The organism is Runella zeae DSM 19591, from assembly GCF_000423565.1.
GTDB classification, from domain to species: domain Bacteria; phylum Bacteroidota; class Bacteroidia; order Cytophagales; family Spirosomataceae; genus Runella; species Runella zeae.
In genome coordinates this window covers 15,890-38,354 of sequence record NZ_AUIF01000034.1, presented here as the reverse complement: position 1 = coordinate 38,354, position 22,465 = coordinate 15,890, and the positions used below count along the sequence as shown (strand labels likewise).

Below are 22,465 nucleotides of genomic sequence, written 5' to 3'. Positions count from 1 at the left end.
AATTTCAGTATGTACAAAATTATATTTTTCAATACGCCCTTGCCACTACTTTTGTACTATTAAATGATACTATTTTTCATGGGCATTTTTTGACGAAAAAAATCCAGAGGGCTGACGACAAACAAATAATTGAGGCATACTAGCTAGTCGAAGAAAAGTATCATTTGAATCAGTCAAAAACCCCAAAGGAAAATACATCCGCATCTTTCACAATGATTTTTGCACGAATACTTTTGCCCTTTAATTCTCCAATGTTTCTGCCACTCTTCCATTGTACTAAGCCGTCTACTTCATCGCCAGTAATAGGAAGCGCGTCTGCGGTGCCAAAACCAGCCAGCTCAGTGCCTTTCTCATCGGTCAGTACGATTTTGATGTATCCTTTTGAGCCAGTTGAATAATTAAGAAGTAGACGTTGCCCTTCCCATACCATTGGTTTTGTGAGTAATACGCCTTCTTTAAATCCAGCGTGCAAAGCCGCAAATCCATCTAATCTGAGCGTCATTCGTTCAAGCGATACCTCAGGCGTACCGTATCCTCGGGTGATAAAAAACGACATTTCGCGTTTGGCCGTTTGAATCACCCCCATCGCGGGCATATTGCTCCGTGCGCCCCAATTTTTGGAATCATTGCCAGGACGCACAAACGACTCCATAAATTTTCGGTCATAGCGGGTTCCCCCTCTGGACGTCATAAAAACCCCGTCCGATACACCTTTCCATTGACTAGGATGAGTACCGTTTTGGGCCAGTTGCTCGTCAGACAAGACTTTGGTTTGGGGAGAAAAACGAAAAGGCATGGCAATCAGCAAGTGAGGTGCTCGAAAATAAGGGCGGGTAGCGTTGGTATATAAATGCTCTTTTTCGGTATCTCCAAATGACATAAACTCGGGTTTTGTCCAGTTTATGAAGTCTTTGGAGGTAGAGCGCATAATCGTTCGGGTACCATTAGCGGGAAACAATTCGCCCGGAACTCCTCCCGACCATCCACGAAAATACACGGCGTAGCATTGCTCATTTTCGAGCCAGACCAAAGAGTTTTGCGAATCCAACGCATAATCATGAAACAAAGCCGTGGTGTCTTTAGCGTATCGTTTCCAACGAAGACCATCTGCCGACACATACCTAAATAGCCCCGTATTGGCTCTTAATTTTGGGTCCATATCATAAGTAAGATAAGCCGAATAGCTTCTAAATCCGCCTCGTTCGGGCTGAGACTCATACGAAGACCCACCCACGGCTTTGAAGCGTTCGTCAGACGGTACACCTTCTCTGCCGTCATACATGACCGTAAAATTGTGGGTGTTGCGGAGCTGTTGCTCTTCGAGCATGACTACATTGTTGGCCTTACTGCCATTGACACTACAAATCCCCAAAGTTGGCTTAGCCCAATGTATGCCGTCGGCACTTTCGGCATAGCAAGTATATTCGGCGTGTTTTCCGTCGGCGTTAGCACCTGCACCTCGATAATACATTCGGTACCGAATGCCGTCAGCCACAATACCTACATAGGCACAAAAACGACCTTCCCAAGGCTCCGTAAATCGGATAGCCGTACCCGCCGATTTGGGTGTTTGTAGTCTGATTTCAGCGTTTTCTACTTTTTGGGTCACATAATCATCCACAAACAATTCGCGGCGGTTTTTAAAATGAATGGGTTGGGCAAAAACCGAAGAAAAACACCAGATAAGCAGCCAGCTAGTCAATACAAATGCAGAAGGGCGGTAACCGCCCCCCAAAAAAATCAATTTCATATCTATTAGTTTTGAGTAAGGATTCGTCCGATTAAGGATTGAATTTATAGGAGTATAAATCAGCGTCTTTCAAATAAAATTTTAGCTGAATAGCTTTCCCTGCCAACGAGCTAACGTTCGTATTTTGGTTCCAAGAAACAATGCGTTTGATTTCGTTGCCAATCATAACTTTTGAATCAGACACCTTAAAACCCGGAATAGGATTGCCGTTGGCGTCGAGTATTTCTACTTTTACGTCGCCTGCTGCCGAAGTTGAATAATTGATTTCTAGCTCTTTGCCTTTAAAAACGAGAGGCTTTGTTATCATATATCCACCCACGGCTGGGGCGTGTATGGAAGCAAATCCGTCTAACCGCAACGAATAACGCTTAATATGAGCCGAAGGCTGGGCATAGCTTTCGTTGACATAGACAGAGAGTTCGGTAGGGCTGGTTTGGACAACATTCAATACGGGATAATTAGACCTCGAAACCCAGTTTTCTAAGCCTATACCCGGTCTGATATACGATTCGATAAAGATGCGGTCGTAGGCATTGCCACCTCGTGAACTCATCAAAACCGCGTCCGAACAATCATTGAAATACTTCGGATCTACTTTCAACACTGCCGCTTCTTCGGGCGTTAATACTTGTCGTTTGGGCATAAAACGCGCCCCAATGGCTAGGTACATATGCGGCGCTCTGATATATGGTGCCGTTTGCTGCGTATAAAGATGATCGAGGGGTGCATCTCCAAAAGTCATGGCTACGGGTTCGGACCAATTGACAAAATCTTTTGAAACAGTACGCCCTACCGAACGAAATCCTTGGTATTTTGAAAAACCGCCGTCTGACCAAATTCTAAAATAACAAACATAAAGCTTCTCACTTTCTGACCAAAATACGGTGTTTTGAGAGTCAAAAACCCCTTTGGTAAAGACGGGTGTTTCCTGCTTTTTTTTCCAATGAATACCATCTGCCGACACAAAAGCCATCAGGCCTGATTTTTGAGTACCAGCCAACGCTTTGTAACGTTCTTGGGGGTTAGCATTGGGGTTGGTGTCCAAAAAGGGTGAAAAATTGTGCGAAGCTGGCACATGATGCGCCAATACCACATTGTTTTGTTTACTGCCGTCCAACTCATAAATTCCCAAAGCAGGCTTTACCCAGTTGATGCCGTCTTTTGATTCGGCATAGCAAGTTACTTCGCTGTCGTTGCCGTCTTTGCCTGATTCTCTCACGCCCCGATAATACAATCTAAACAAGTCTTTGTCTTGAATAATGGTGCAATAAGCGCTAAAGTTTCCTTCCCAAGGGCGATCAAAAGCCAGTACTTTGCCTTCGTTGTGGGGATGATGCATAAGCACTTCTACGCCTGATAGTTGGGTTATTAACTGTTTATCTACAAAAATTTCTCTACGGTCAGCTATTTCGATTGGAGCGTTTTTTTGGTTTTGGGCAAAAACAAAAATGTTATTGAGTGCCGCAAGTAATAGGCTGCTAATTAGGATGCTTCTGATCATTGGTTTAGGATATTTGATTTATTTGGAATGTTTTTTATCGATATATAGCCCCTACGGGGCAGAATCTACATTGTCAAATTCTCGCATTTGCTACCGATATATAGCCCCTACGGGGCAGAATCTACATTTTTATGTTCACGCATTTGCTACCGATATGTAGCCCCTATGGGGCAGAATCTGCATTGTCATGTTCGCATATTTGCTACCGATATATAGCCCCTACGGGGCAGAATCTACATTTTTATGTTCGCATATTTGTTATCAATGTGTAGCCACTACGGGGCAAAACATACATTTGCGAATTTTCACATTGGCTACCGATATATAGCCCCTACGGGGCAGAATTTGCATTTTTATATTCGCACATTTGCTACCGATATATAGCCCCTACGGGGCAGAATTTGCATTTTTATGTTCGCATATTGGCACATTTTCAAATCATCAATCTTTCACTAGTCTAACCGATAATCCTGCCATTTGTACAAAGCTATCTTTTTGCAATTTTCCATTTTTTTCCGAAACAATCCGACAAAAGGAGTTATCGACCAAATAACGGCTACTGCTCCACCAATAGCCTGCCTTGCCACCTTCAAAAAAAGGACCTCCATAATACTTCGGTCCTTCGTTGCTACGGTAGCCACTAGGTACAGCCGCAAAGCCACTTGCTTTGGCGGTAGAAGTACTCTTTTTACCAAAAGCGGCTGATTTCAGGGCATCGCCCGCTTTTTCAACCCCACCCAAAGCCGCTGCCAGTTTGTCCCACTCAACATCCGTAGGTACGTGCCATCCAGCAGGAGCAAGGCCGCGTTTGTCGGATACTGCCCAAAAATTATATAGCTTCCCATATTTTTTGCCATTAGTGGGGTTGTTTTCATAATAGCACCAGGCAGGTAGCCCTTCTATATTTGCTTTTTCCCAAGCTTCGGCGCTGTTGGCTTCAAAAAGTGCTTCTCCATTTCGGAAGTGGGTGACGTCGAGGTTTTCGGTACTCCATGTCTGCTCTCCAATCATCACCGACGGAATATCTGCTTGAGGGAATGATTTTGAAGGAGTGACCATCGCCATTCCAACAATTACCAGCAACATCCCTGCAAGACCCCAAGTAGAAGTCGATAGTATATTTTCTAATTTACTTTTCATTCTTTTTCAACTCTAAACAATTGTTAATCAGATTTATTTGAAACGAATCGAGTATAGATGCGCATCCGCAAGATATACCCTCAGGCGAATAGGTTTTCCTGCCAGTTTCGACAAGTCACTATTATCGCCCCAGTTGACGATTCGAGACAGTTCATTGCCAATAATCTGCTGACAATCAGCCATTGAATAGCCAGGAATTACTTTCCCATGTTCATCTTCTAACCCAATTCTGATTTCACCCACGGCCGAAGTTGAAAAATTGATTTCCAATTCTTTACCTTTAAATATAATCGGTTTAGTGACTACATATCCACCTTGGTAAGCTCCTTTCAACGAACTAAATCCATCAACCCTCAACGAATATCTCCGCAAGTGTCCTGTGGGCTGTGCATAGTCTTGATTGACGTACAATGACATGCGCCCTTCTTCGGTTGGAACTACATTGAGGGAAGGATAATTGGTACGAGCCGACCAATGATTTTGCCCCATTGCGGGCGGAATAAAAGCCTCCATAAAGGTACGGTCGTAGGTATTGCCGCCCCTTGAAGTCATCAGAAAGGGTTCAGAAAGTCCTTTGTGCTGCGAAGGGTCTACTTTGAGTCTCTCGAGTTGTGCGGTGCTTAATATTTGGCGATGCGGAACAAAGCGCGAACCGATAGCTATATACAAATGCGGAGCGCGAAAATAAGGACTCGTCTGTTGGGTATAAAGATGTTCAAAAGGCGCATTGCCGTAGGTCATTTCTACTCCTTTCGACCAATTGATAAAATCCTTTGAAGTGGCTCTGCTGATAGAGCGGTAGCCGCCTTCTCCCCCACCCGTCCAAGACCGAAAATAACAGACATACATCTGCTCTGATTCCGACCAAAAAGCTACATTTTGCGAGTCCAACAATCCGTCGGTAATGACGGGCTTATCGGTGATTTTTTTCCAATGAATACCGTCGGCTGATACATACGGAAACAAACCCGTGCGGTCGGTGCCGGCAAAAGCCTTGAAGCGTTGCTCGGCGGGCACACCCGGTTTTTTATCAATAAAAGGACTGAAATTGTGCGTAAATGGTACTTCTTCCAAAATCACATTGTTGTCTTTACTACCTTTTACATCGACTATACCCAAAGAGGGGCGCTCCCAATGAATGCCGTCTTTGGATTCGGCATAGCAGGTATTTTCCTGACGCTTGCCATTGTCGCGCTCATGGCCTCCACGATAATAAAGCCGATAGATATCATCTGCACCGTCGTGGAGTATGGTGATGTACGCGGGTGTCGAAGATTCCCAATTTTTATCAAATTGTAATACGGCCCCTTCGTCTCGTGGAACGTGGGCGGTAAGTTGTACGCCTTTGAGGGTATCAAGTAGATAGGAATCAACAAAAATCTCGCGACGATTGCCAAGATTGATTACTTTCTCATCCTTCGAGTGGTCGGCTCCTGTGTAACCGCACATGACGGTCAGTGCCAACACAGATAAGGATTTCCATGGTTTTATAAAACTCATCATTTTAAAATAATAACACTTGCTTAGGTGCTAAAGCACCATTAATTACTGACTTTCAATATCTTACCACAAAAACTGAGAGAACCTATTTTGCTCCTATGGAGCTTCTTATTGAGATGTTCTCTACTCTTTCTATTACTATTTCGCCTCTCTGAGGCTATTTTTAATGCGTTTAACCTATACAAATTAAGCGATTTCCTCCCCAATGCTTCAATGTTGAAACAGGTGGCGACATGACGTCGCCAACCTGTCTTGGAACTTAACCAACTAATTAACCCAATCTTTATGTATCTTAGACTTATTAATAGCCCGGATTTTGTTTTACCAAAGGCTCCAAACTCAAAATCGTTTCGCTGATAGGATATAAAAGGTCGTTTTGGGTTTTGCCCTTCAACAAGGGTACTTTCTCCAATGCCTTGTTGAAGCGTACCAAATCCCACCACCGTTTTCCTTCATTTAAAAACTCAAACAATCTTTCCTGCAAAATAGCCTCATCGTTGGCCTCTTTGGTGCCATTGACAAAGGTATAATTGGCAAATTTAGCTCCATAAGCGCGTTGCCGAATTTTATTGATTTCTTCGGCAGGGTTTTGGCCTAAACCGTTTTTGGCTTCGGCTTTCATCAATATTACGTCGGCATAGCGATACAAAATAAAATCATCAAACATCACCGTTATGCCGCCGCTAGTGGTACCTGGCCATTTCAAGTCGATGTTATACATAAAGCTAGTGGTGCCATTGCGGGTTTGATTTACTTCAATGAAGCTCGCATTTTTGCGGCTATCGTCATCGCTAAACTGCTTCGTCACCAGCGTTGACATCTGCCAATAGGCATCTTTACCAGCATAGTAGGGCAAGATTTTGTTGATAACTTCCTGAGACGTAAACGGAGCCGTAGGAGCTGTAAGGGTAGGTACTCCCCCCAACACCGTCCGAGCCGACGACTCGCCTTCTTGGAACCTCATAGAAAGCAGGATTTCTTTGTTGCCTTTGTTGGCAAATCTGAATACATCACTAAAGCTGCTCAACAATGCCACATCGGCTTTTTCAATTTCACTGATAGCACTCAGCGCAGCATTGAAGTCAGTAGCACCTCCATTGAGTCGTTTGGCCGTCCAGAGAAATACATCCGCTTTTAAGGCGTTGAGAGCGGGTTTTGACCATCTATTACGACCATTAGGGAGGGTATTGTCAGGAAACAAAGTCAGGGCTTTTTCGATGTCACTTTTGATTAACTTAAATACATCGGCTTGAGGGGCACGTTCTTTGTAGATAGTAGTGGGGTCAAAACCTTCGGTAGGCTGCTCAATCAAAATCAAGTCACCCCAGATTTTGGTCATGGTGAAGTACGTAAAAGCCCGCATGGCATAGGCTTGAGCCAATGTCGCGTTTTTTTCTGCTTCGGTCGTAAACGTAATGGTAGGTACGTATTTCAAAAGCAAATTGGCATCGTGAATGACCGAATACATCGTAGTCCAGTCAGGCCCGGGATTGACTCTGCTTAGGTTGTTGGTATAAACGAAGAAATTGATAGAGGGGTCGAAGCCAAAATTCTGCACCCAAATTTCACTTCTTCCTTCTCCCCACACAAAAAGATTGGTCGTGGCCTGCGAACGCATTCTAACGTACATTCCGTTGAGAGCCCCTCTCGCTTCTTGCGGCGATTTCCAAAAAGAAGCATTGGTGATTTGGCTAATGGGGGTCAGAGTGAGGTCATCAGTACAACTTCCCAATCCAAAGCCCACAAGGCAAGTAAATATCAGTTTTTTCCAAATAATTTTCATTTTTAAAGCGCTTTGAGGTTTTTAAAACTTAAAAAGCAGGGGTAATCTGAACGCCAAAAACAAAATTTCTCGGCATAGGGTACCTTCCATTGTCGGTTCCTCCTTCTTCGGGATTTAAACCCGTAAACTTCGTAAAGTATTTTAGATTGTTGGCGGTGGTGTATAGTCGTAAGCTGCTCATTTTCAATTTATCCAATACTGGTTTTGAGAAATTATAAGAAAGGGCTATTTCTCTCAGACACAAAAAGTCTCCTTTTTCGTAATAGTTAGAATTGCCGCGCCACAGATTTTGCTTCTGGTTTTGGTCAGCCCAATAATACCGTGGAATATCGGTGATATCTCCTTGCTTTTGCCATGAGCGCGTTATGGCAGCAGAGATGGCGTTTTGTCCTGAGAAGTTCCCCAAAACCCGCGCTTTGGTTTCGTTATAAATCATGTGGCCTGCGGTATAGTCTAACCGCACCGTAAGGCTAAAGTTGCCGTAATTGAAGCGGTTGGTAAAGCCTCCCGTCCAAGTAGGGAAGGGATTTCCCATGTAAATACGGTCTTTATCATCAATGATGCCGTTGCCATCTATATCTTGCCAATTGACATCACCGCCGTGCTTGGTTTTGTCGGTACCTACCACCAATTGGTCTTTAGGACCCGCTTGCGCTTGCTCGTCGGTGGCATAGATGCCTAGTTGCTTATAAGCAAACATATCGCCGATGCGTCCACCCTCTTGTAAGCCGCCTTGCCACTGATACGCTCCGGTTTGGGCATTCCAGACATAAACCCCGCCGATACGGTTGTTTTCGATGCCATTGTTGGGCAACTTCAAGATTTTAACTTTCACATAAGCCGCGTTAAAAGCAGCGGTCCACTGTAATTTTGATTTGGCGGGCAGTACTTGGGCACTGATTTCAAGGTCAATACCTTTGTTTTCGAGGCTGCCTAGGTTGGTTAAGATACTCGTAAAACCTGTGGTACGAGGCAGAGCCAGTTCTGTAAGAAGATTGTCGGTGACGCGGCGATACGCATCTACTACCACATTGGCGCGGTTGTTGGCGATTCCTAAATCAAATCCAAAATTGAGGGTTTTGGAGCGCTCCCATTGTAGTTCGGCATTGGCCAAAGCTGAGTTAAAAATCGCCGCTTCCCCAAAATACCTCGAACCTACGCTATACGCCCCTTGCGCTTGATAATTGCCTAATCCACTGATGTTTCCGTTGACCCCATAGCTTCCACGCAACTTAAGCGAACTAGCCACCGACGACGGTACCGACTCCCAAAACGCTTCACGGTGTAGGTTCCAGCCTACCGAAACACCAGGGAAAAAGCCCCATTTGTAATTGCTTCCCAAATTGGACGCGCCATCATAGCGGCCATTGACGGTAAGTAGGTATTTTTGCTCGTAATCATAATTGAGGCGTCCAAAATAACCGTACAACAATAACTCCGACTCGCTACTGTTTACACTCCAAGGCGTAGCTGAGGCATTGAGCGTCGGAATCAAATCCGTAGCCGCGTTTCGTCCTACGGCAGTTACATCTCTTAGCATTTCTTTATAGTAAGAAAAACCAAGCGTACCTTCGAAATTGTGTTTGTTGTCGATGCTCTTGACATACTTCAAAACCGCATCGGCTTGCTGATCCACAACGGTATTTTGGGTGTAGGTAGCTTCGCGGTCTTGAACTAAAGTAAGCGGTCCGTTGAGATAAGATTTAAGGAATACACGCGTGGCAAAATTGTTGTTTATCAACGAAACCTGCGGACGGAAAGTAAGCCCCGGCAAAATCTCCCAGTTGGCACCTACCACAAACATATAGTTGTCGCGGCGTCTTTTGGAATCATATCTACTAATATAATAAGCGGGGTTTCCGTTGGTAAAAAGACGACCCGGTGCCAACGAACCATCTTCAAATTGATACTTAGACGTCTGTGCCGTATTGATATTGTTTTTGAATACAACCCCTACGTTAGGTACTTGATTGTCGTCCACATTGGCATAATTGAGGCGTCCAAAAAAGTTTAAGTTTTTGGCTACTTGCACATCTCCGTTGAGGTTGAGCGAAATCCGCTTGTAATCAGTATTAATAGCAATCCCCTTGTTGTCGAGATAGCCTAGCCCCATGCTGAATTTAGCTTTTTCAGAGCCTCCCGACACCGAAAGAGTATGATCGTGGCTGTAGGCAGTTCGGAATATTGTCTTCTGGAAATCAGTCCCTTTAAATATCAAAGTTTTGGAAGGGTCTAAAGGATCGGGAATGGTTTCCCACTTAGCGCCCCACTGATCGGCGGGCAGATTGAGAAGAGACCGATTTTGATCTGACAGGTACATCGTCGTAAAAGCCGTATTGTTGGTGAGGTCGTTGCCAGTTCCTCCGGCATTTGCCTGCGTCAAAAAATCCAATACCGAGGGTGATTTGACGCCACTAGCTGCAATACCGAGCCGCATAAAACGCACAAAATCCTTGGCGTCGGCCAATTCGTACATTTTACCTACATCCGATACATTCATGTTGTATTGATAATTGACCTGCGTAGTACCTGCTTTTCCCGATTTGGTTTCGACAATAATCACCCCATTGGAAGCCCGCGAACCATAGATAGAAGTAGAAGCGGCGTCTTTGAGTACTTGGATAGATTCGATATCACGGGGGTTGATATGATCCATATCAGTCCGAATCACCCCGTCAATCACGTACAAAGGATTGGAGCCATTGGGGTTGTTGATAGAAGTTCCCCCTCTCAAAACCACCCGTGGCCTATCGCCCGGTTGTCCCGACGTACTTTGCACCCGTAGCCCTGCGATATTTCCTTGGAGGGCAGAGGTGGCATTGGCATAGGTGACATTTTGTAACACCTTTGTATCCAATTTTGAAATAGAGGTAGTAACGGTTTCCTTGGATTGCGAACCATACCCCACTACGACTACTTCACTCAGACTTGCTACATCAGTGGCTAAACTAACGTTGATAGATATACGATTCCCGATCGCAATCTCCTGCGTTTTGTAACCAATAAACGAAAATACCAGTATCCCGTCACTCGCTGCCGAAATCGTGTAGTTACCTTCGGCATTGGTGGTGGTTCCCGAACTTGAGCCTTTTAAATACACATTGACCCCAGGCATTTCAGCCCCTTTGTCGTCAGAAACTTTACCTGATATTTTTACCGTCGATTGGGCATAAATGCCCCCTTCGAAGAGCGCAAAAAGTGCCAGTAATAGCACATACTTACATCGTCTCCATGACGACTTTTTTGGTTTTTCCATGTTGTAAAAATGATTCATCTATTTGTTTGCATTATTTCAGAGTAAGACATCCCATAGCACAGACACAACAATTATTCTGCATTCCTGCTTTTTCCTATAAAAAAATTTGATTTATAAGAACGAAAACAAAATTATATTTTACCCCAGAAGACTTCCTCTACTTTCATTTGAATTTATAATACTATTTTTCAAAGGTACTTTAGTGGGTAGTTCTAAGCACAATTATCATTTGAATAGTGCTATTCATTGCTTTAATGAGGGGCGGCAAAAGCAGTGAGTTTTTTACCGCTGGTACATACATCACCGTACAGTACACATTTTCGATAACGTATTCTTTGCGGCTAGAGGCAGTAAGGATTGAAAGACGAGCGTAGGCAATTAGGACAATTTCAATAATTTACCCGCCGAAATTCGCTGATCAATCAAAGCACGGATTTTCATTGACAAACAGCCCTATATGGCTAACTATCTGCATAAATCGGCGACTTCAAATCGGCGGGTAAAATTTCAACCAAACTTAGAGAACAGAGTACTAAATAGCCTTGTAACAGACACTATTTCCAGCCCGTATTTTCTACCACCAAAGGCTCTAGGCTAATGATAGAATTGCCAATCGGGAACAGCAAAAGATAAGTATCGCTGTCTTTACCTTTGAGTGACGGCACGAGTTCAAATACTTTTCCAAATCGGCGCAAATCCCACCAATATTTCCCTTCGGTACAAAATTCGAGCAAGCGCTCTTTAAGAATGGCCGCGTCGTTGGCTTCTTTGGTACCGTTCACAAAAATATAAGCTTGTTTGGCCGCGCCATAGGCCCTTGCTCTCACGGCATTTATCTCCACAGAAGGGTCTTGACCTAGTCCATTTTTGGCTTCGGCCTTCATGAGCAATACATCCGAATAGCGATAAAGCATTACATCGTTTTTGAAATGTCGCACTCCTGACACGACCGTGCCGTTGCCTTTTGCGCCAATTATCGAAGTAATAAAAGCATTGGCGGTCGATTTTATTTCGTAAAAAGTTCCTGCCTTGCGGGTATCATCGTCCGAAAATTGGCTTCTCACCGATGCCGCCACTTGCATGATGCTATTGCCTGCGTTGCCAGTTCCTATTACACCAATTACGTTTTTGGTATCCTGCGTGATGTTTGAGGGATTGTTGGACGAATTGAGGTACATGTATTGGTAATAATTATTATCACTTTCCAAAACTTGAAATCTTACCGACATGATTACCTCTCGGTTGCCTTTGTTGTCGTACGAAAACACGTTGCTAAAATTATCGAGAAGTCCCAAATCCGCAGTTTGCACTTCATTCAACGCCGTCAGAGCAGTCTGATAATCAGCCGATCCGCCCGACATGAGGCGGGCTGTCCAGAGGTATACTTCTGCTTTCAATGTATTGGCACCTGCTTTGTTCCATTTGTTTCGGCCTGCCTCAAAACTATTGTCAGGAAAAAGAGAAATAGCTTGGTTCAAGTCCTCTTTGACTTGCTTGATAATATCCGCGACGGGTGTGCGCGGCACTTGGATTCCCTTGGGGTCATATCCTTCGGTGGGTTCTAACCGCAAAGGCACATCTCCCCAAGCTTTGGCCAAGGTAAAATACACGTAAGCACGCATGGTATAGGCTTGGGCCAAAATTCGCTTTTGAGAGTTGGTATTAGCAATACTGATAGTAGGCACGTACTTGATGATAAGATTGGCAGCGTCAATCACTTTGTACAACCCCGCCCAGTTGACGGAAGTAGTACCGACATTGAGCGAGTTTAGATAAAAAATATCCAAACCCACAGTTCCTGCCAAGGCTTGTGACATGGTCTGAGAGCGTCCTTCGCCCAATATAAACAAGTTCAATACGGCTTCATTGCGTAGGTTTACATACATTCCGTTGAGGGCGCCTATGGCGTCGCTCTCTGTTTTCCAGAAAGTCTGACTCGTCAATACACTGGTGGGATCGACTTCTATGTTTGATTTGCAAGCGGCATTGAGCAAACACAAAATGCCCACAATATATCCTGTTATCTTTTTCATGTTTGTAATAATTTTAGGTACGGATTTAAAATGTCACGTTGGCTCCCACGGTAAAGTTGACTGGCATCGGAAAATGACCATTGTCTTGTCCTCCGTCGTCAGGATTTTGGCCCGAATAGCGTGTAAAATAGTGCAGATTACTACCCGTAAAATTCAATCGAATATTCGACATTTTGAGCTTATTGACAATCCGCGAAGGCAACACATACGCCAAGGTTACTTCTCTAATGGCCAAGAAATCTCCTTTTTCGTAGTAAGTATTGTTAGGACGGATATTGTTAAACTGATTTTGCCACACATAGCGAGGCGTGTTAGTTACATCTCCGGGCTTTTTCCACATGTTGTCGATGTATCTTTGGGTGGGCAAGGCATCCCCCTGTAGCTGACCGTCGGCGAAGACAGCTGGATAATTGTAAATGGTAGCTCCCAAACTATAATCCATGCGCACATAAAAGCTCAATTGCTTATAACTCAACGAACTACTCAAGCCGCCCGTCCATTTGGGATAAGGATTACCGACATACACTTGGTCGCGAGTATCAATGATATTATTTCCATCCACATCCCGCCAAATGGCATCTCCCCCGTATTTTGTTTTATTAGCAGTGTTTACCAACTGGTCCGCTGGTGCTTTTGCGGCTTCTTCATCTGTCTTATAGACGCCAATCAACTGATACGCGTACATATCTCCCACACGCCCCCCTTCTTGCAAACCACCGAGCCAATTGTAGGCTCCGATGGCAGGATCCCACACATATACGCCACCGATGCGATTTTTGTCAACGCCATTGTCAGGAAGTTTAAGAATTTTGGTATTTACCTTTGCCGCATTTACCGATAAATCCCATTGCAACTGCGAAGTAGGAGGCAATATCCTAACATTGATTGCAGCTTCTATTCCTTTGTTTTGTAACGTACCTAAATTGGTAAATACCGAACTATAACCCGACGAAACAGGCAAACTTACCGTGGTGAGCAAATCGCTCGTGGTCCGATTATAATAATCAAACATAATGCTAATCCGCTGCTTAAACAAGGCTGCATCAAATCCCACATCTACGGTTTTGGATTTTTCCCATTTCAAATCGGCATTAGGCAATACCGACGGAATGACCGCCGCACCGTTGGAATAGCGACTGCCCACGGCGTAGTTGCCCATGGCCTGAAAATCCCCCAAACCACTAATATTTCCATTTACCCCATAGCTAGCTCTCAATTTTAACTCCAATAGGTTTTCGGGAATGAGTTGACTCCAAAATGCTTCCTTGTGTAGATTCCAACCCGCCGAAATCCCTGGAAAAGTTCCGAACCGATTTTGAGCTCCCAAATTGGAAGCACCGTCATGACGGATGTTGAGGGAGAGTAAGTACCGCTGTTTGTAATCATAATTCAAACGAGCAAATACCCCTTCAATGCGCAAATCTGACACCGACCCTCCCACCGAAGTAGGGGTAGCCGCCGCATTAAGAGTAGGGATATTGTCGGTTGCCGCGCCTTCTCCCGTTGCCGACTGGGTCAATAGATTTCTTGAATAATAAGAGTAGCCCGCCTTAGCTTCCAGATTGTGTTCGCCAAAAGACTTTGCATACGTAAATACCCCTTCGGCTTGGTACTGTGTGGTTTTGTTGTAGGAAGCCGAAGCCGAACGCGTAGTAACTACCGCTCCCACGCCATTGAGCAATGCCGCCGGTTGGAAAGTATAAGCGTCAGCATCTACTTTGAGCAACGAAAGTTGAGGCTCAAAAGTAAAGTTTGGTAGTATTTCCCAGCGTCCATTGAGCGAGATAGTCATGTTAGAGAGGTTGTTGTTGCCTTTGGGAGCATAAGGCCCTCTCAAAAAATAGTCGGGGTTTCCAATCGTGCGACTTTGTCCAGGAGCCATAGTACCATCTTCAAATTGATACTTGGCAGTACCGGGCAAAGAAGGATAACGGTAAAACATATACGAATAGTTGGAAACAGGGTTGTTTTTCCGATTGCTAAACAAAAGCCGTGCTCCAATGCTCAGATTTTTCTTAATGTTGAGATTTCCATTCAGGTTAACATTCAATCTTTTATAATCAGTAGCCACTACCGTACCCGCTCCCGTCATGTAGCCCATCGCCGCGTTAAAGGATGCCTTTTCGGTACTACCAGAGGCGCTGATATTGTGCTGATGAATCATACTGCTCTGATAAATCAAATCCGAGTAGTTGGTCTCTTTGTAAATAATGGTTTTGGAAGGGTCTACGGGGTCGGGCATACTGGTCCAGCCTTCGTTGAGTTTGTGTTGATTGTCGGGCGACAAATACATCACGGTATAGGCTGTATTATTGCTAAGGTCATTGCCCGTCCCCGAACCGTTGGCTTGCTGATTGCGTGCCGCTAAAGCCGCATTTTTGTTGGCCGCCGCCACCGTCCCCAATCGATTATAATAAATATAGTCATACGCCGAAGCGTATTCGGTACGCCTGCCGGGTTGGGAATTGGTAAAAGCGTAGGAATAATTCACCACCGTTTTGCCCGACTTGCCTGATTTGGTCGTAATCAAGATAACCCCATTAGAACCTCTAGCCCCATAAATCGCCGTAGCAGCAGCATCTTTCAAGACCTGCATGGTTTCGATGTCATTAGGGTTCAAATCCGTAAAACCTGCGTCTCTTATCACACCGTCAACGATGTAGAGGGGAGATGCGCCGTTGGGGTTGTTGATGGAAGTACCACCGCGTAATATAATCCGAGAAGCCGCGCCAGGTTCGCCGGAGGTTGTCTGCACCCGTAAGCCCGGTACTGCTCCTTGCAAGGCTGCGCTTACATTGGTGTAAGGAGCGTTTTGCAATACTTTGTTATCTACTTTAGAGATTGCCGTCGTTATGGTCTCTCGTGATTGTGTTCCATAACCTACGACCAATACTTCGCTTAGGGTCGATACTTCTGGTTGCATTTCAACATCCAATTGGGTTCGCCCGCCGATTTTTACTTCTTGGGTTTTATAACCAATAAACGAAACCACCAACACATCTGCATTACTAATTTTGAGAGAAAATCGTCCTTGTGCGTCGCTAGTGGTACCTACGCTTGTCCCTTTGAGCAACACATTCACACCAGGCATTTCGCCACCTTTTTCATCAAGAATTTTCCCAGAAATTGTCCCCGTGGTTTGACCAGCTGTTTCGTGGTAAAGTGTGACGAAAACAACCGCAAAAATCAATACGACGCGTAGGAGCCGTCGGCACAATGGTAAAGCTTTGTTTTTCATAAAGACATGATAATAGATTATTAAACTGGATTCAAAATGTACTCTAAACAAAAGGCGGCCTGAGGGAATCAATATTTCACAATACCTAAATGAATCGGTATATAATTTTGAGAAATTTATCTTTTACAAAATTATTTTACACCCAAGGAGACTTCTTCTACTTTCATTTGATTTTATAATACTATTTTTCAAAAAGGCATTATTATAAAAAAAAGCACTGTGAGATACTCCAGTTTTCCATTGTCTAGCCCTTTAAAACATCAAATTCGAACATACTATCACTGTAGCCTCGTGTAAGCACTAGTCCCTGAAATAAAATGACAACAACAACCTCATAAAGTATAATATAAACAGCCTTTGCTTGAGTCTACTTCATCTCTCCTTATGATTTTCATCATAAAAATACCCAAGAATATTACTCAATTTGTCTATAATTACTAAAATTAAGATAGGCAAATGGCGGGTATTCCATCAGCGATATTACAACAATATGGCGCATCACTCAATCGCTTTGTTAAAGGTGAATACATCTTTTACGAAGGTTGGCCTGCCCACTTTTACTTCCAAGTGGAGGAAGGAACTATCAAGATGCTGAATGGAGGTGAAAATAATGATTATATCCAAGGGGTCTTTTCTCAGGGAGAGGGTTTCGGAGAACCGCCATTAATCGGTGACTTCCCCTACCCTGCCGATGCCCGAGCCATTTCCAATGCGAAGGTGTGGGTCTTAAAAAAGGTCGATTACCTGCGTCTATTGCGCGAAAATCCCGCTATACATTTTGAATTTACCAAGGTATTGGCCAAACGTCTTTGCCACAAAACCAAGTTGCTCAACGCCATGAATACCCAAAGCCCCGAGCAGCGGATTTTAACAATCATTGATTTTTTCAAACAAAAATCACCACGCTCTGGCGATTGTTTTGAAGTCCCCATCACTCGTCAAGCCATTGCCGACATGACGGGGCTACGGGTAGAAACAGTCATCAAAAAAGTGATTCAACTCGCAGATATAGGAGAGTTAAAAATTGCTAATCACAAAATTATGCGACCTTGGTAGATTCCTCAACTGACACTTCTCAAGCCCCTCATTGGGGCTTTTTTTATTTAGTACACTTCCTCCCAATTCCTGCCAAAGATTAGGAAAGCAGTATGATTCAAACCATAAGTTTTTGGGGGTAAGCTGCTGTACGTTTGTACCGTTGTTAACCAAAAACCAATTTCCTAATGAAACGTTTATTCCTTTATTTATTAACCCTCACCGCTCTCCTTTGGTATGGCTGCTCTGGCAAGGGAGCAGAGCAACGCGCCGAGTCGCCCGAAACAGACACTACCGCTATTTTACAACAACCCGAAACGCACGGTACTGAAGTCAAAGAGGTAGCTCTCTCTACCCCACTCGACCAAGCCATGGTCAAAAAAGGAAGCGATATTTACGACCTAAAATGTATGTCGTGTCACAAGCTTACCGACGAAAAATTAGTGGGGCCTGGCTGGAAGGATGTGACAAAAAAACGTAAGCCTACGTGGGTTATTAACATGATTACTAACGTAGACATGATGCTCGCCGAAGATGCTGAAGCCCAAAAACTGTTGGAACAATGCTTAGTCAGAATGCCTAACCAAAACATCACCGCCGAGGAAGCCCGCAGTGTCTTAGAGTTTATGCGTAAAAACGACGGGGAAAAATAATTTAAAACCATACTTCAATGAAAAACAATATCATCAAAGGCATCGCAGTAGCGGTGCTTGCAGGGGGATTTTTTGCCTGCAAACCCGACAACGCTGGTAAAAATGGCGGTTCGGAAATTGCAGGAGATGCCGCCCAAAAAGTATATGTCGCCCCAGGGAAACATGACGAATTTTACAACATCGTTTCGGGAGGATTCAACGGACAACTTTCGGTTGTCGGATTGCCTTCAGGGCGGGTATTTCGAATCATTCCTGTTTTTTCACAATTTGCCGAAAACGGCTGGGGCTACAGCGAAGAAACCAAACCCATGCTCAATACGTCGCACGGATTTGTTCCTTGGGACGACTCTCACCACGTAGCACTCTCGACCACCAACGGCGAACATGACGGACGTTGGGCATTCATCAACGGCAACAACACGCCTCGCATTGCCCGCGTCAGCCTTTCGACGTTCCGCACCGACGAAATTATAGAGCTCCCAAACTCAGGTGGCAATCACTCGTCGCCATTCATTACCGCTAATACCGAATACGCCGTAGCAGGAACCCGTTTTTCAGTCCCTCCCGACGCCAACGCCGATGTGCCCATCAGCAGCTTTAAACAAAACTTCAAAGGGTATATCAGTTTTGTGAGTATCGACAAAACGACTGGGCACATGGGGGTTAAGTTTCAGTTGAAAACCCCTGGCGTGAGTTTTGACTTGGCAAGAGCTGGCAAAGGAAAGTCAGATGGCTGGTTCTTTTTCTCTTGCTACAATACCGAACAAGCCGCTTCTTTGTTGGAAGTAAATGCCTCTCAAAAGGACAAAGACTTTATTTTGGCCGTCAACTGGAAAAAAGCAGAGGAGTACTTAGCACAAGGAAAAGGTAAAAAAGAAGCCGCTAAGTACGCACACAACATTTATGACGAAAAAACGCACTCAGCTACTTCTACCATTCTAACGGAAGTAATGACCCTCGATCCCAAAGAATGCCCAGAGATGTTGTATTTTATGCCTTGTCCCAAATCCCCTCACGGTTGTGACGTCGACCCTACGGGTAGCTATATTGTAGGTTCGGGCAAACTGGCGGCAGTCATTCCTGTATTTTCGTTTGACAAAATGCAAAAAGCCATTGCTGCCAAAACATTCGATGGCGATTTTGACGGTATTCCTGTCCTAAAATACGAAGCCGTCCTTCACGGTGAAGTGAAAAAACCAGGTTTGGGCCCTCTTCACACCGAGTTTGATGGTCAAGGCAATGCCATTACTTCGTTCTTTGTATCGTCTGAATTGGTAAAATGGAACATCGAAAAACTCGAAGTCCTCGACCGTGTTCCTACTTACTATTCTGTGGGGCACTTGTGTATCCCAGGCGGCCCTACTGCCAAGCCTCACGGCAAATACGTAATTGCGTACAACAAAATCACCAAAGACCGTTACTTACCAACAGGTCCAGAATTGACTCAATCGGCACAATTGTATGATATTTCGGGCGACAAAATGAAACTTTTGCTCGACTTCCCGACCATTGGCGAGCCCCACTACGCCGAGGCTATTCCAGCTTCATTGGTTGAAAAAAATACCAAAAAGATATTCAAGTTGGAAGAAAACAACCACCCTTACGTGGCTAAAGGCGAGAAAGAGACCAAAGTAGTACGCAAAGGCAACGAAGTACACGTCTATATGACGTCGATTCGGTCGCACTTTACCCCTGACAATATCGAAGGAGTAAAAATGGGCGATGAGGTATTTTTCCACGTCACCAACCTCGAACAAGACTGGGACGTGCCCCACGGATTTGCCGTGCGCGGCGCACAAAATGCCGAAATCCTCATCATGCCAGGCGAAACTTCGACCTTGCGCTGGAAACCTACCAAAGTCGGCGTTACGCCAATGTACTGCACCGATTTCTGCTCGGCACTCCACCAAGAAATGCAAGGTTACGTGCGGGTTTCACCAGCAGGCAGTAGTGTTCCGTTGACCTGGGGAACGGGCAAAACCCCAACCGCCGAAGCTGAAAAGAAAACGGCCAATGCCAAGCCCAAATTAAATACACCTAAAGTAGCAATGAAATAAGGTTTCCACTACCGACAAGGGGGCAAGCGCCTCGTTTGCCCTCCTCTGTCGGTTTTCAAAAACTATTTTTATGAAACCCCTCCGTCCGTTTACCATTGGTAGTTTGTATGTCGCGTCGTTGTCGCTCATTGCTACCTATTTTCTCCCACTTTGGCGCATCGACTTATGGGCGCCGCAGTATCCAGAAGGGCTTTCGATGCAAATTTGGCTCGACAAGCTTTCGGGTCAAGTCGAGATCATCAACGGCCTCAACCACTACATTGGTATGGCTCACATCAAAGAAGAAATGTTTCCTGAATTTCAGTTTCTTTCTTACATCGTCGCTTTCTACATCGCTTTTGGCCTGCTGACGGCCTTTTTAAAAAGTCGCAAAATGCTCATTAGCTATTTGGTCTTGCTCATTTTAGCTGGAGCTGCCGCTTTGTACGATTTTTGGAGTTGGGGCTACGAATACGGGCATAATTTGAGCCCAGATGCTGCCATAAAAGTCCCAGGAATGTCGTATCAACCTCCGCTAATTGGCTATAAAGAACTCCTCAACTTCGGGGCATATTCCATTCCCGATGCAGGTGGCTGGGTTTTTGTAGCAGTGGGTATTCTCGTGATTCTTTTGGTCGCCTGCGAAACCTACTTCTGCCAACCCAAAAACCAGCTAGCTCCCAAAAGCAACGTTTCACCCGCCTTGGTGGTGTTTTTGTTGGGAACCATGGCTAGCCTCCAAAGTTGCGCCCAGCAACCCGAACCCATCCGCTATGGTCAAGAAGCCTGTGTGTTTTGTAAAATGACAATTATGGATAAAAAATTTGCGTCTGAAATTGTCAATAGCAAAGGAAAAGCGTTCAAGTTTGACGACCTAAGTTGCATGGTTAAATACATAAAAACCAATCAATTAAAACAAGAAGACCTCACTTTTGTGGTAGTAAATGATTACAATCGACCAGGGGAATTAATTGATGCAAAAACGGCCATTTTTTTGAGTAGTAAAGAGCTTCGCAGCCCAATGCGCGGCGACATAGCAGCCTTTTCTGACAAATCCAGTGCTGAAGCCGTAAAAGCTAAGTTTTCAGAAGCAAAAATACTGACGTGGAAAGAGGTTTTTGAAAGTTTATAAACGCCTTACTCTCAACTAATTTTAACCAAGTGTGTCATGTTTCAGGTCAATAACTCTCCTTGTTGGGGTCACAGAGTTTCACGAAGTTTTTCACGGAGTTACACAACGTATCCTCAACATTCCTCGGTGCAACTCTGTGCTTTTCAAACTCTGCGTCACTCTGTGTCGAGTAATTGGCGCACGTGCACTCTTTTCACTATCATCGCTTTCTTCATTTGCTTTACGAGTTATGCGCGTCTTTGGAAAATCACCCCAAAACAGCCTTTGAAACACGCGATTGAACAGGCGAATGCCTACGATACACTCCTGATTCAAAAGGGCTTATACCATATCCAAAATATCGTCATTGACAAACCCCTAACCCTCATTGGCCAGCAGTTCCCAATTTTAGATATTCAATTTAAGAATGAAATTTTTACTGTCAAATCCAACGATGTCACCATCAAAGGCATCGAATTTAGAAACGTGGGTATGACGAGTATGATTGACTGGGCAGCCATCAAAGTATTGGAAGCGAGCAATATCCGTATTCTAAACAACCGAATCAGAAACTGTTATTTCGGGATTTATTTGTCGGCTTCCGACCATTGTTTGGTGCAAGGAAACGACGTCCAGGGCAACCCCAAAGAAGAGCAAAATACTGGCAACGGCATTCACGCCTGGAAATGTGACAGCATTCTTATCCAACACAACCATACCCAAGGCCACCGCGACGGTATTTACTTTGAGTTTGTGACCAACTCTACCATTCAACACAATGATAGTCAACAGAATATCCGTTACGGACTGCATTTTATGTTTTCGCACAACAATGGCTATTTCTATAATCATTTCCATAAAAATGGCGCTGGCGTAGCCGTGATGTACACCAAGTTTGTGACCATGAAACACAATATTTTTGAACAAAATTGGGGTGGGGCAGCCTACGGACTTTTGCTCAAAGATATTTCGGATAGTCACATCGAACAGAATAGCTTCAAAACCAATACTGTCGGCGTATATATGGAAGGGTGTAGCCGTTCGGTATTTACCAAAAACCAATTTATCGCAAACGGGTATGCCCTCCGTGTTCAAGCCAATTGCGACGACAACACGCTTACTTACAGCAACTTTCGAGGGAACACCTTTGATGTAGCTACCAATGGCGACGTTGTTTTGAATCACGTCTCACATAATTATTGGGACAAATACGAAGGCTATGACCTCAATCGCGACGGCATCGGCGACGTGCCCTTTCGCCCCGTGAGCCTCTACGCTACCGTCATTGAGCGAATCCCACAAGCCATGATGCTACTGCGAAGCTTTACGGTCACCCTCCTCGACCGCATCGAAAAGATTATTCCTACCCTTACCCCCGAAGGAATGAAGGACGAAAAACCACAAATGAAACCTTTAAAACTATAAACCC

Annotated in this window: 13 protein-coding genes; 5 read left to right on the top strand and 8 right to left on the bottom strand. The window is 44.5% G+C overall.

Features of this window, described 5'->3' with window-relative positions; all coding sequences use genetic code 11:
• Positions 1 to 169: 169 nt before the first annotated feature.
• From G563_RS0109580 to G563_RS0109545, 8 genes are all read right to left on the bottom strand, one after another.
• Positions 170 to 1,750, bottom strand: a complete 1,581-nt coding sequence (locus G563_RS0109580) for a hypothetical protein (RefSeq protein WP_051210864.1) — start codon at positions 1,748 to 1,750, stop codon at positions 170 to 172.
• A gap of 31 nt (positions 1,751 to 1,781) precedes the next feature.
• Positions 1,782 to 3,251, bottom strand: a complete 1,470-nt coding sequence (locus tag G563_RS0109575) for a glycoside hydrolase family protein (protein WP_028665126.1) — start codon at positions 3,249 to 3,251, stop codon at positions 1,782 to 1,784.
• Between the two features lie 441 nt (positions 3,252 to 3,692).
• The gene (locus tag G563_RS34195) at positions 3,693 to 4,391 is read right to left on the bottom strand and encodes a fibrobacter succinogenes major paralogous domain-containing protein (protein ID WP_051210863.1); all 699 of its coding nucleotides are present in this window, start codon (positions 4,389 to 4,391) and stop codon (positions 3,693 to 3,695) included.
• A gap of 33 nt (positions 4,392 to 4,424) precedes the next feature.
• A complete protein-coding gene (locus G563_RS0109565) occupies positions 4,425 to 5,894 on the bottom strand; it encodes a glycoside hydrolase family protein (protein ID WP_211235263.1) in 1,470 nt (489 codons plus the stop codon).
• A gap of 298 nt (positions 5,895 to 6,192) precedes the next feature.
• Entirely contained in the window at positions 6,193 to 7,674 is a 1,482-nt protein-coding gene (locus tag G563_RS0109560) for a RagB/SusD family nutrient uptake outer membrane protein (protein ID WP_063828396.1), read from the bottom strand.
• 28 nt (positions 7,675 to 7,702) lie between these two features.
• A complete protein-coding gene (locus G563_RS0109555) occupies positions 7,703 to 10,930 on the bottom strand; it encodes a SusC/RagA family TonB-linked outer membrane protein (RefSeq protein WP_028665123.1) in 3,228 nt (1,075 codons plus the stop codon).
• Positions 10,931 to 11,484: 554 nt separating this feature from the next.
• Complete coding sequence (locus G563_RS0109550) at positions 11,485 to 12,963, bottom strand: RagB/SusD family nutrient uptake outer membrane protein (protein WP_028665122.1); 1,479 nt, start codon at positions 12,961 to 12,963, stop codon at positions 11,485 to 11,487.
• A gap of 25 nt (positions 12,964 to 12,988) precedes the next feature.
• Positions 12,989 to 16,201, bottom strand: coding sequence for a SusC/RagA family TonB-linked outer membrane protein (locus tag G563_RS0109545; protein ID WP_051210861.1), 3,213 nt, complete (start codon positions 16,199 to 16,201; stop codon positions 12,989 to 12,991).
• Between the two features lie 456 nt (positions 16,202 to 16,657).
• Between G563_RS0109545 and G563_RS0109540 the strand changes: the two genes are divergently transcribed.
• The 5 genes from G563_RS0109540 to G563_RS34185 all read left to right on the top strand — a co-directional run bounded on the left by G563_RS0109540 (position 16,658) and on the right by G563_RS34185 (position 22,461).
• Positions 16,658 to 17,257 carry a Crp/Fnr family transcriptional regulator gene (locus G563_RS0109540; RefSeq protein WP_028665120.1) on the top strand — a complete coding sequence of 200 codons (600 nt, stop codon included), beginning with the start codon at positions 16,658 to 16,660 and terminating at the stop codon, positions 17,255 to 17,257.
• A 167-nt stretch (positions 17,258 to 17,424) separates the two neighbouring features.
• Positions 17,425 to 17,889 carry a c-type cytochrome gene (locus G563_RS0109535; protein WP_028665119.1) on the top strand — a complete coding sequence of 155 codons (465 nt, stop codon included), beginning with the start codon at positions 17,425 to 17,427 and terminating at the stop codon, positions 17,887 to 17,889.
• 17 nt (positions 17,890 to 17,906) lie between these two features.
• Positions 17,907 to 19,946, top strand: a complete 2,040-nt coding sequence (nosZ, locus tag G563_RS34190) for a Sec-dependent nitrous-oxide reductase (protein WP_051210860.1) — start codon at positions 17,907 to 17,909, stop codon at positions 19,944 to 19,946.
• 70 nt (positions 19,947 to 20,016) lie between these two features.
• The gene (locus G563_RS0109525; protein WP_028665118.1) at positions 20,017 to 21,057 is read left to right on the top strand and encodes a nitrous oxide reductase accessory protein NosL; all 1,041 of its coding nucleotides are present in this window, start codon (positions 20,017 to 20,019) and stop codon (positions 21,055 to 21,057) included.
• A gap of 162 nt (positions 21,058 to 21,219) precedes the next feature.
• Entirely contained in the window at positions 21,220 to 22,461 is a 1,242-nt protein-coding gene (locus G563_RS34185) for a nitrous oxide reductase family maturation protein NosD (RefSeq protein WP_229598473.1), read from the top strand.
• Positions 22,462 to 22,465: the final 4 nt, after the last annotated feature.

What these genes read in the sequence shown, in the direction of transcription:
- G563_RS0109575 (WP_028665126.1), bottom strand. Translation starts at nt 3,251, where the DNA reads ATGATCAGAAGCATCCTAATTAGCAGCCTATTACTTGCGGCACTCAAT.
- G563_RS0109555 (WP_028665123.1), bottom strand. Translation starts at nt 10,930, where the DNA reads ATGGAAAAACCAAAAAAGTCGTCATGGAGACGATGTAAGTATGTGCTA.
- G563_RS0109565 (WP_211235263.1), bottom strand. Translation starts at nt 5,894, where the DNA reads ATGATGAGTTTTATAAAACCATGGAAATCCTTATCTGTGTTGGCACTG.
- G563_RS0109580 (WP_051210864.1), bottom strand. Translation starts at nt 1,750, where the DNA reads ATGAAATTGATTTTTTTGGGGGGCGGTTACCGCCCTTCTGCATTTGTA.
- nosZ (WP_051210860.1), top strand. Translation starts at nt 17,907, where the DNA reads ATGAAAAACAATATCATCAAAGGCATCGCAGTAGCGGTGCTTGCAGGG.
- G563_RS0109535 (WP_028665119.1), top strand. Translation starts at nt 17,425, where the DNA reads ATGAAACGTTTATTCCTTTATTTATTAACCCTCACCGCTCTCCTTTGG.
- G563_RS0109545 (WP_051210861.1), bottom strand. Translation starts at nt 16,201, where the DNA reads ATGAAAAACAAAGCTTTACCATTGTGCCGACGGCTCCTACGCGTCGTA.
- G563_RS0109550 (WP_028665122.1), bottom strand. Translation starts at nt 12,963, where the DNA reads ATGAAAAAGATAACAGGATATATTGTGGGCATTTTGTGTTTGCTCAAT.
- G563_RS34195 (WP_051210863.1), bottom strand. Translation starts at nt 4,391, where the DNA reads ATGAAAAGTAAATTAGAAAATATACTATCGACTTCTACTTGGGGTCTT.
- G563_RS0109540 (WP_028665120.1), top strand. Translation starts at nt 16,658, where the DNA reads ATGGCGGGTATTCCATCAGCGATATTACAACAATATGGCGCATCACTC.
- G563_RS0109560 (WP_063828396.1), bottom strand. Translation starts at nt 7,674, where the DNA reads ATGAAAATTATTTGGAAAAAACTGATATTTACTTGCCTTGTGGGCTTT.
- G563_RS0109525 (WP_028665118.1), top strand. Translation starts at nt 20,017, where the DNA reads ATGAAACCCCTCCGTCCGTTTACCATTGGTAGTTTGTATGTCGCGTCG.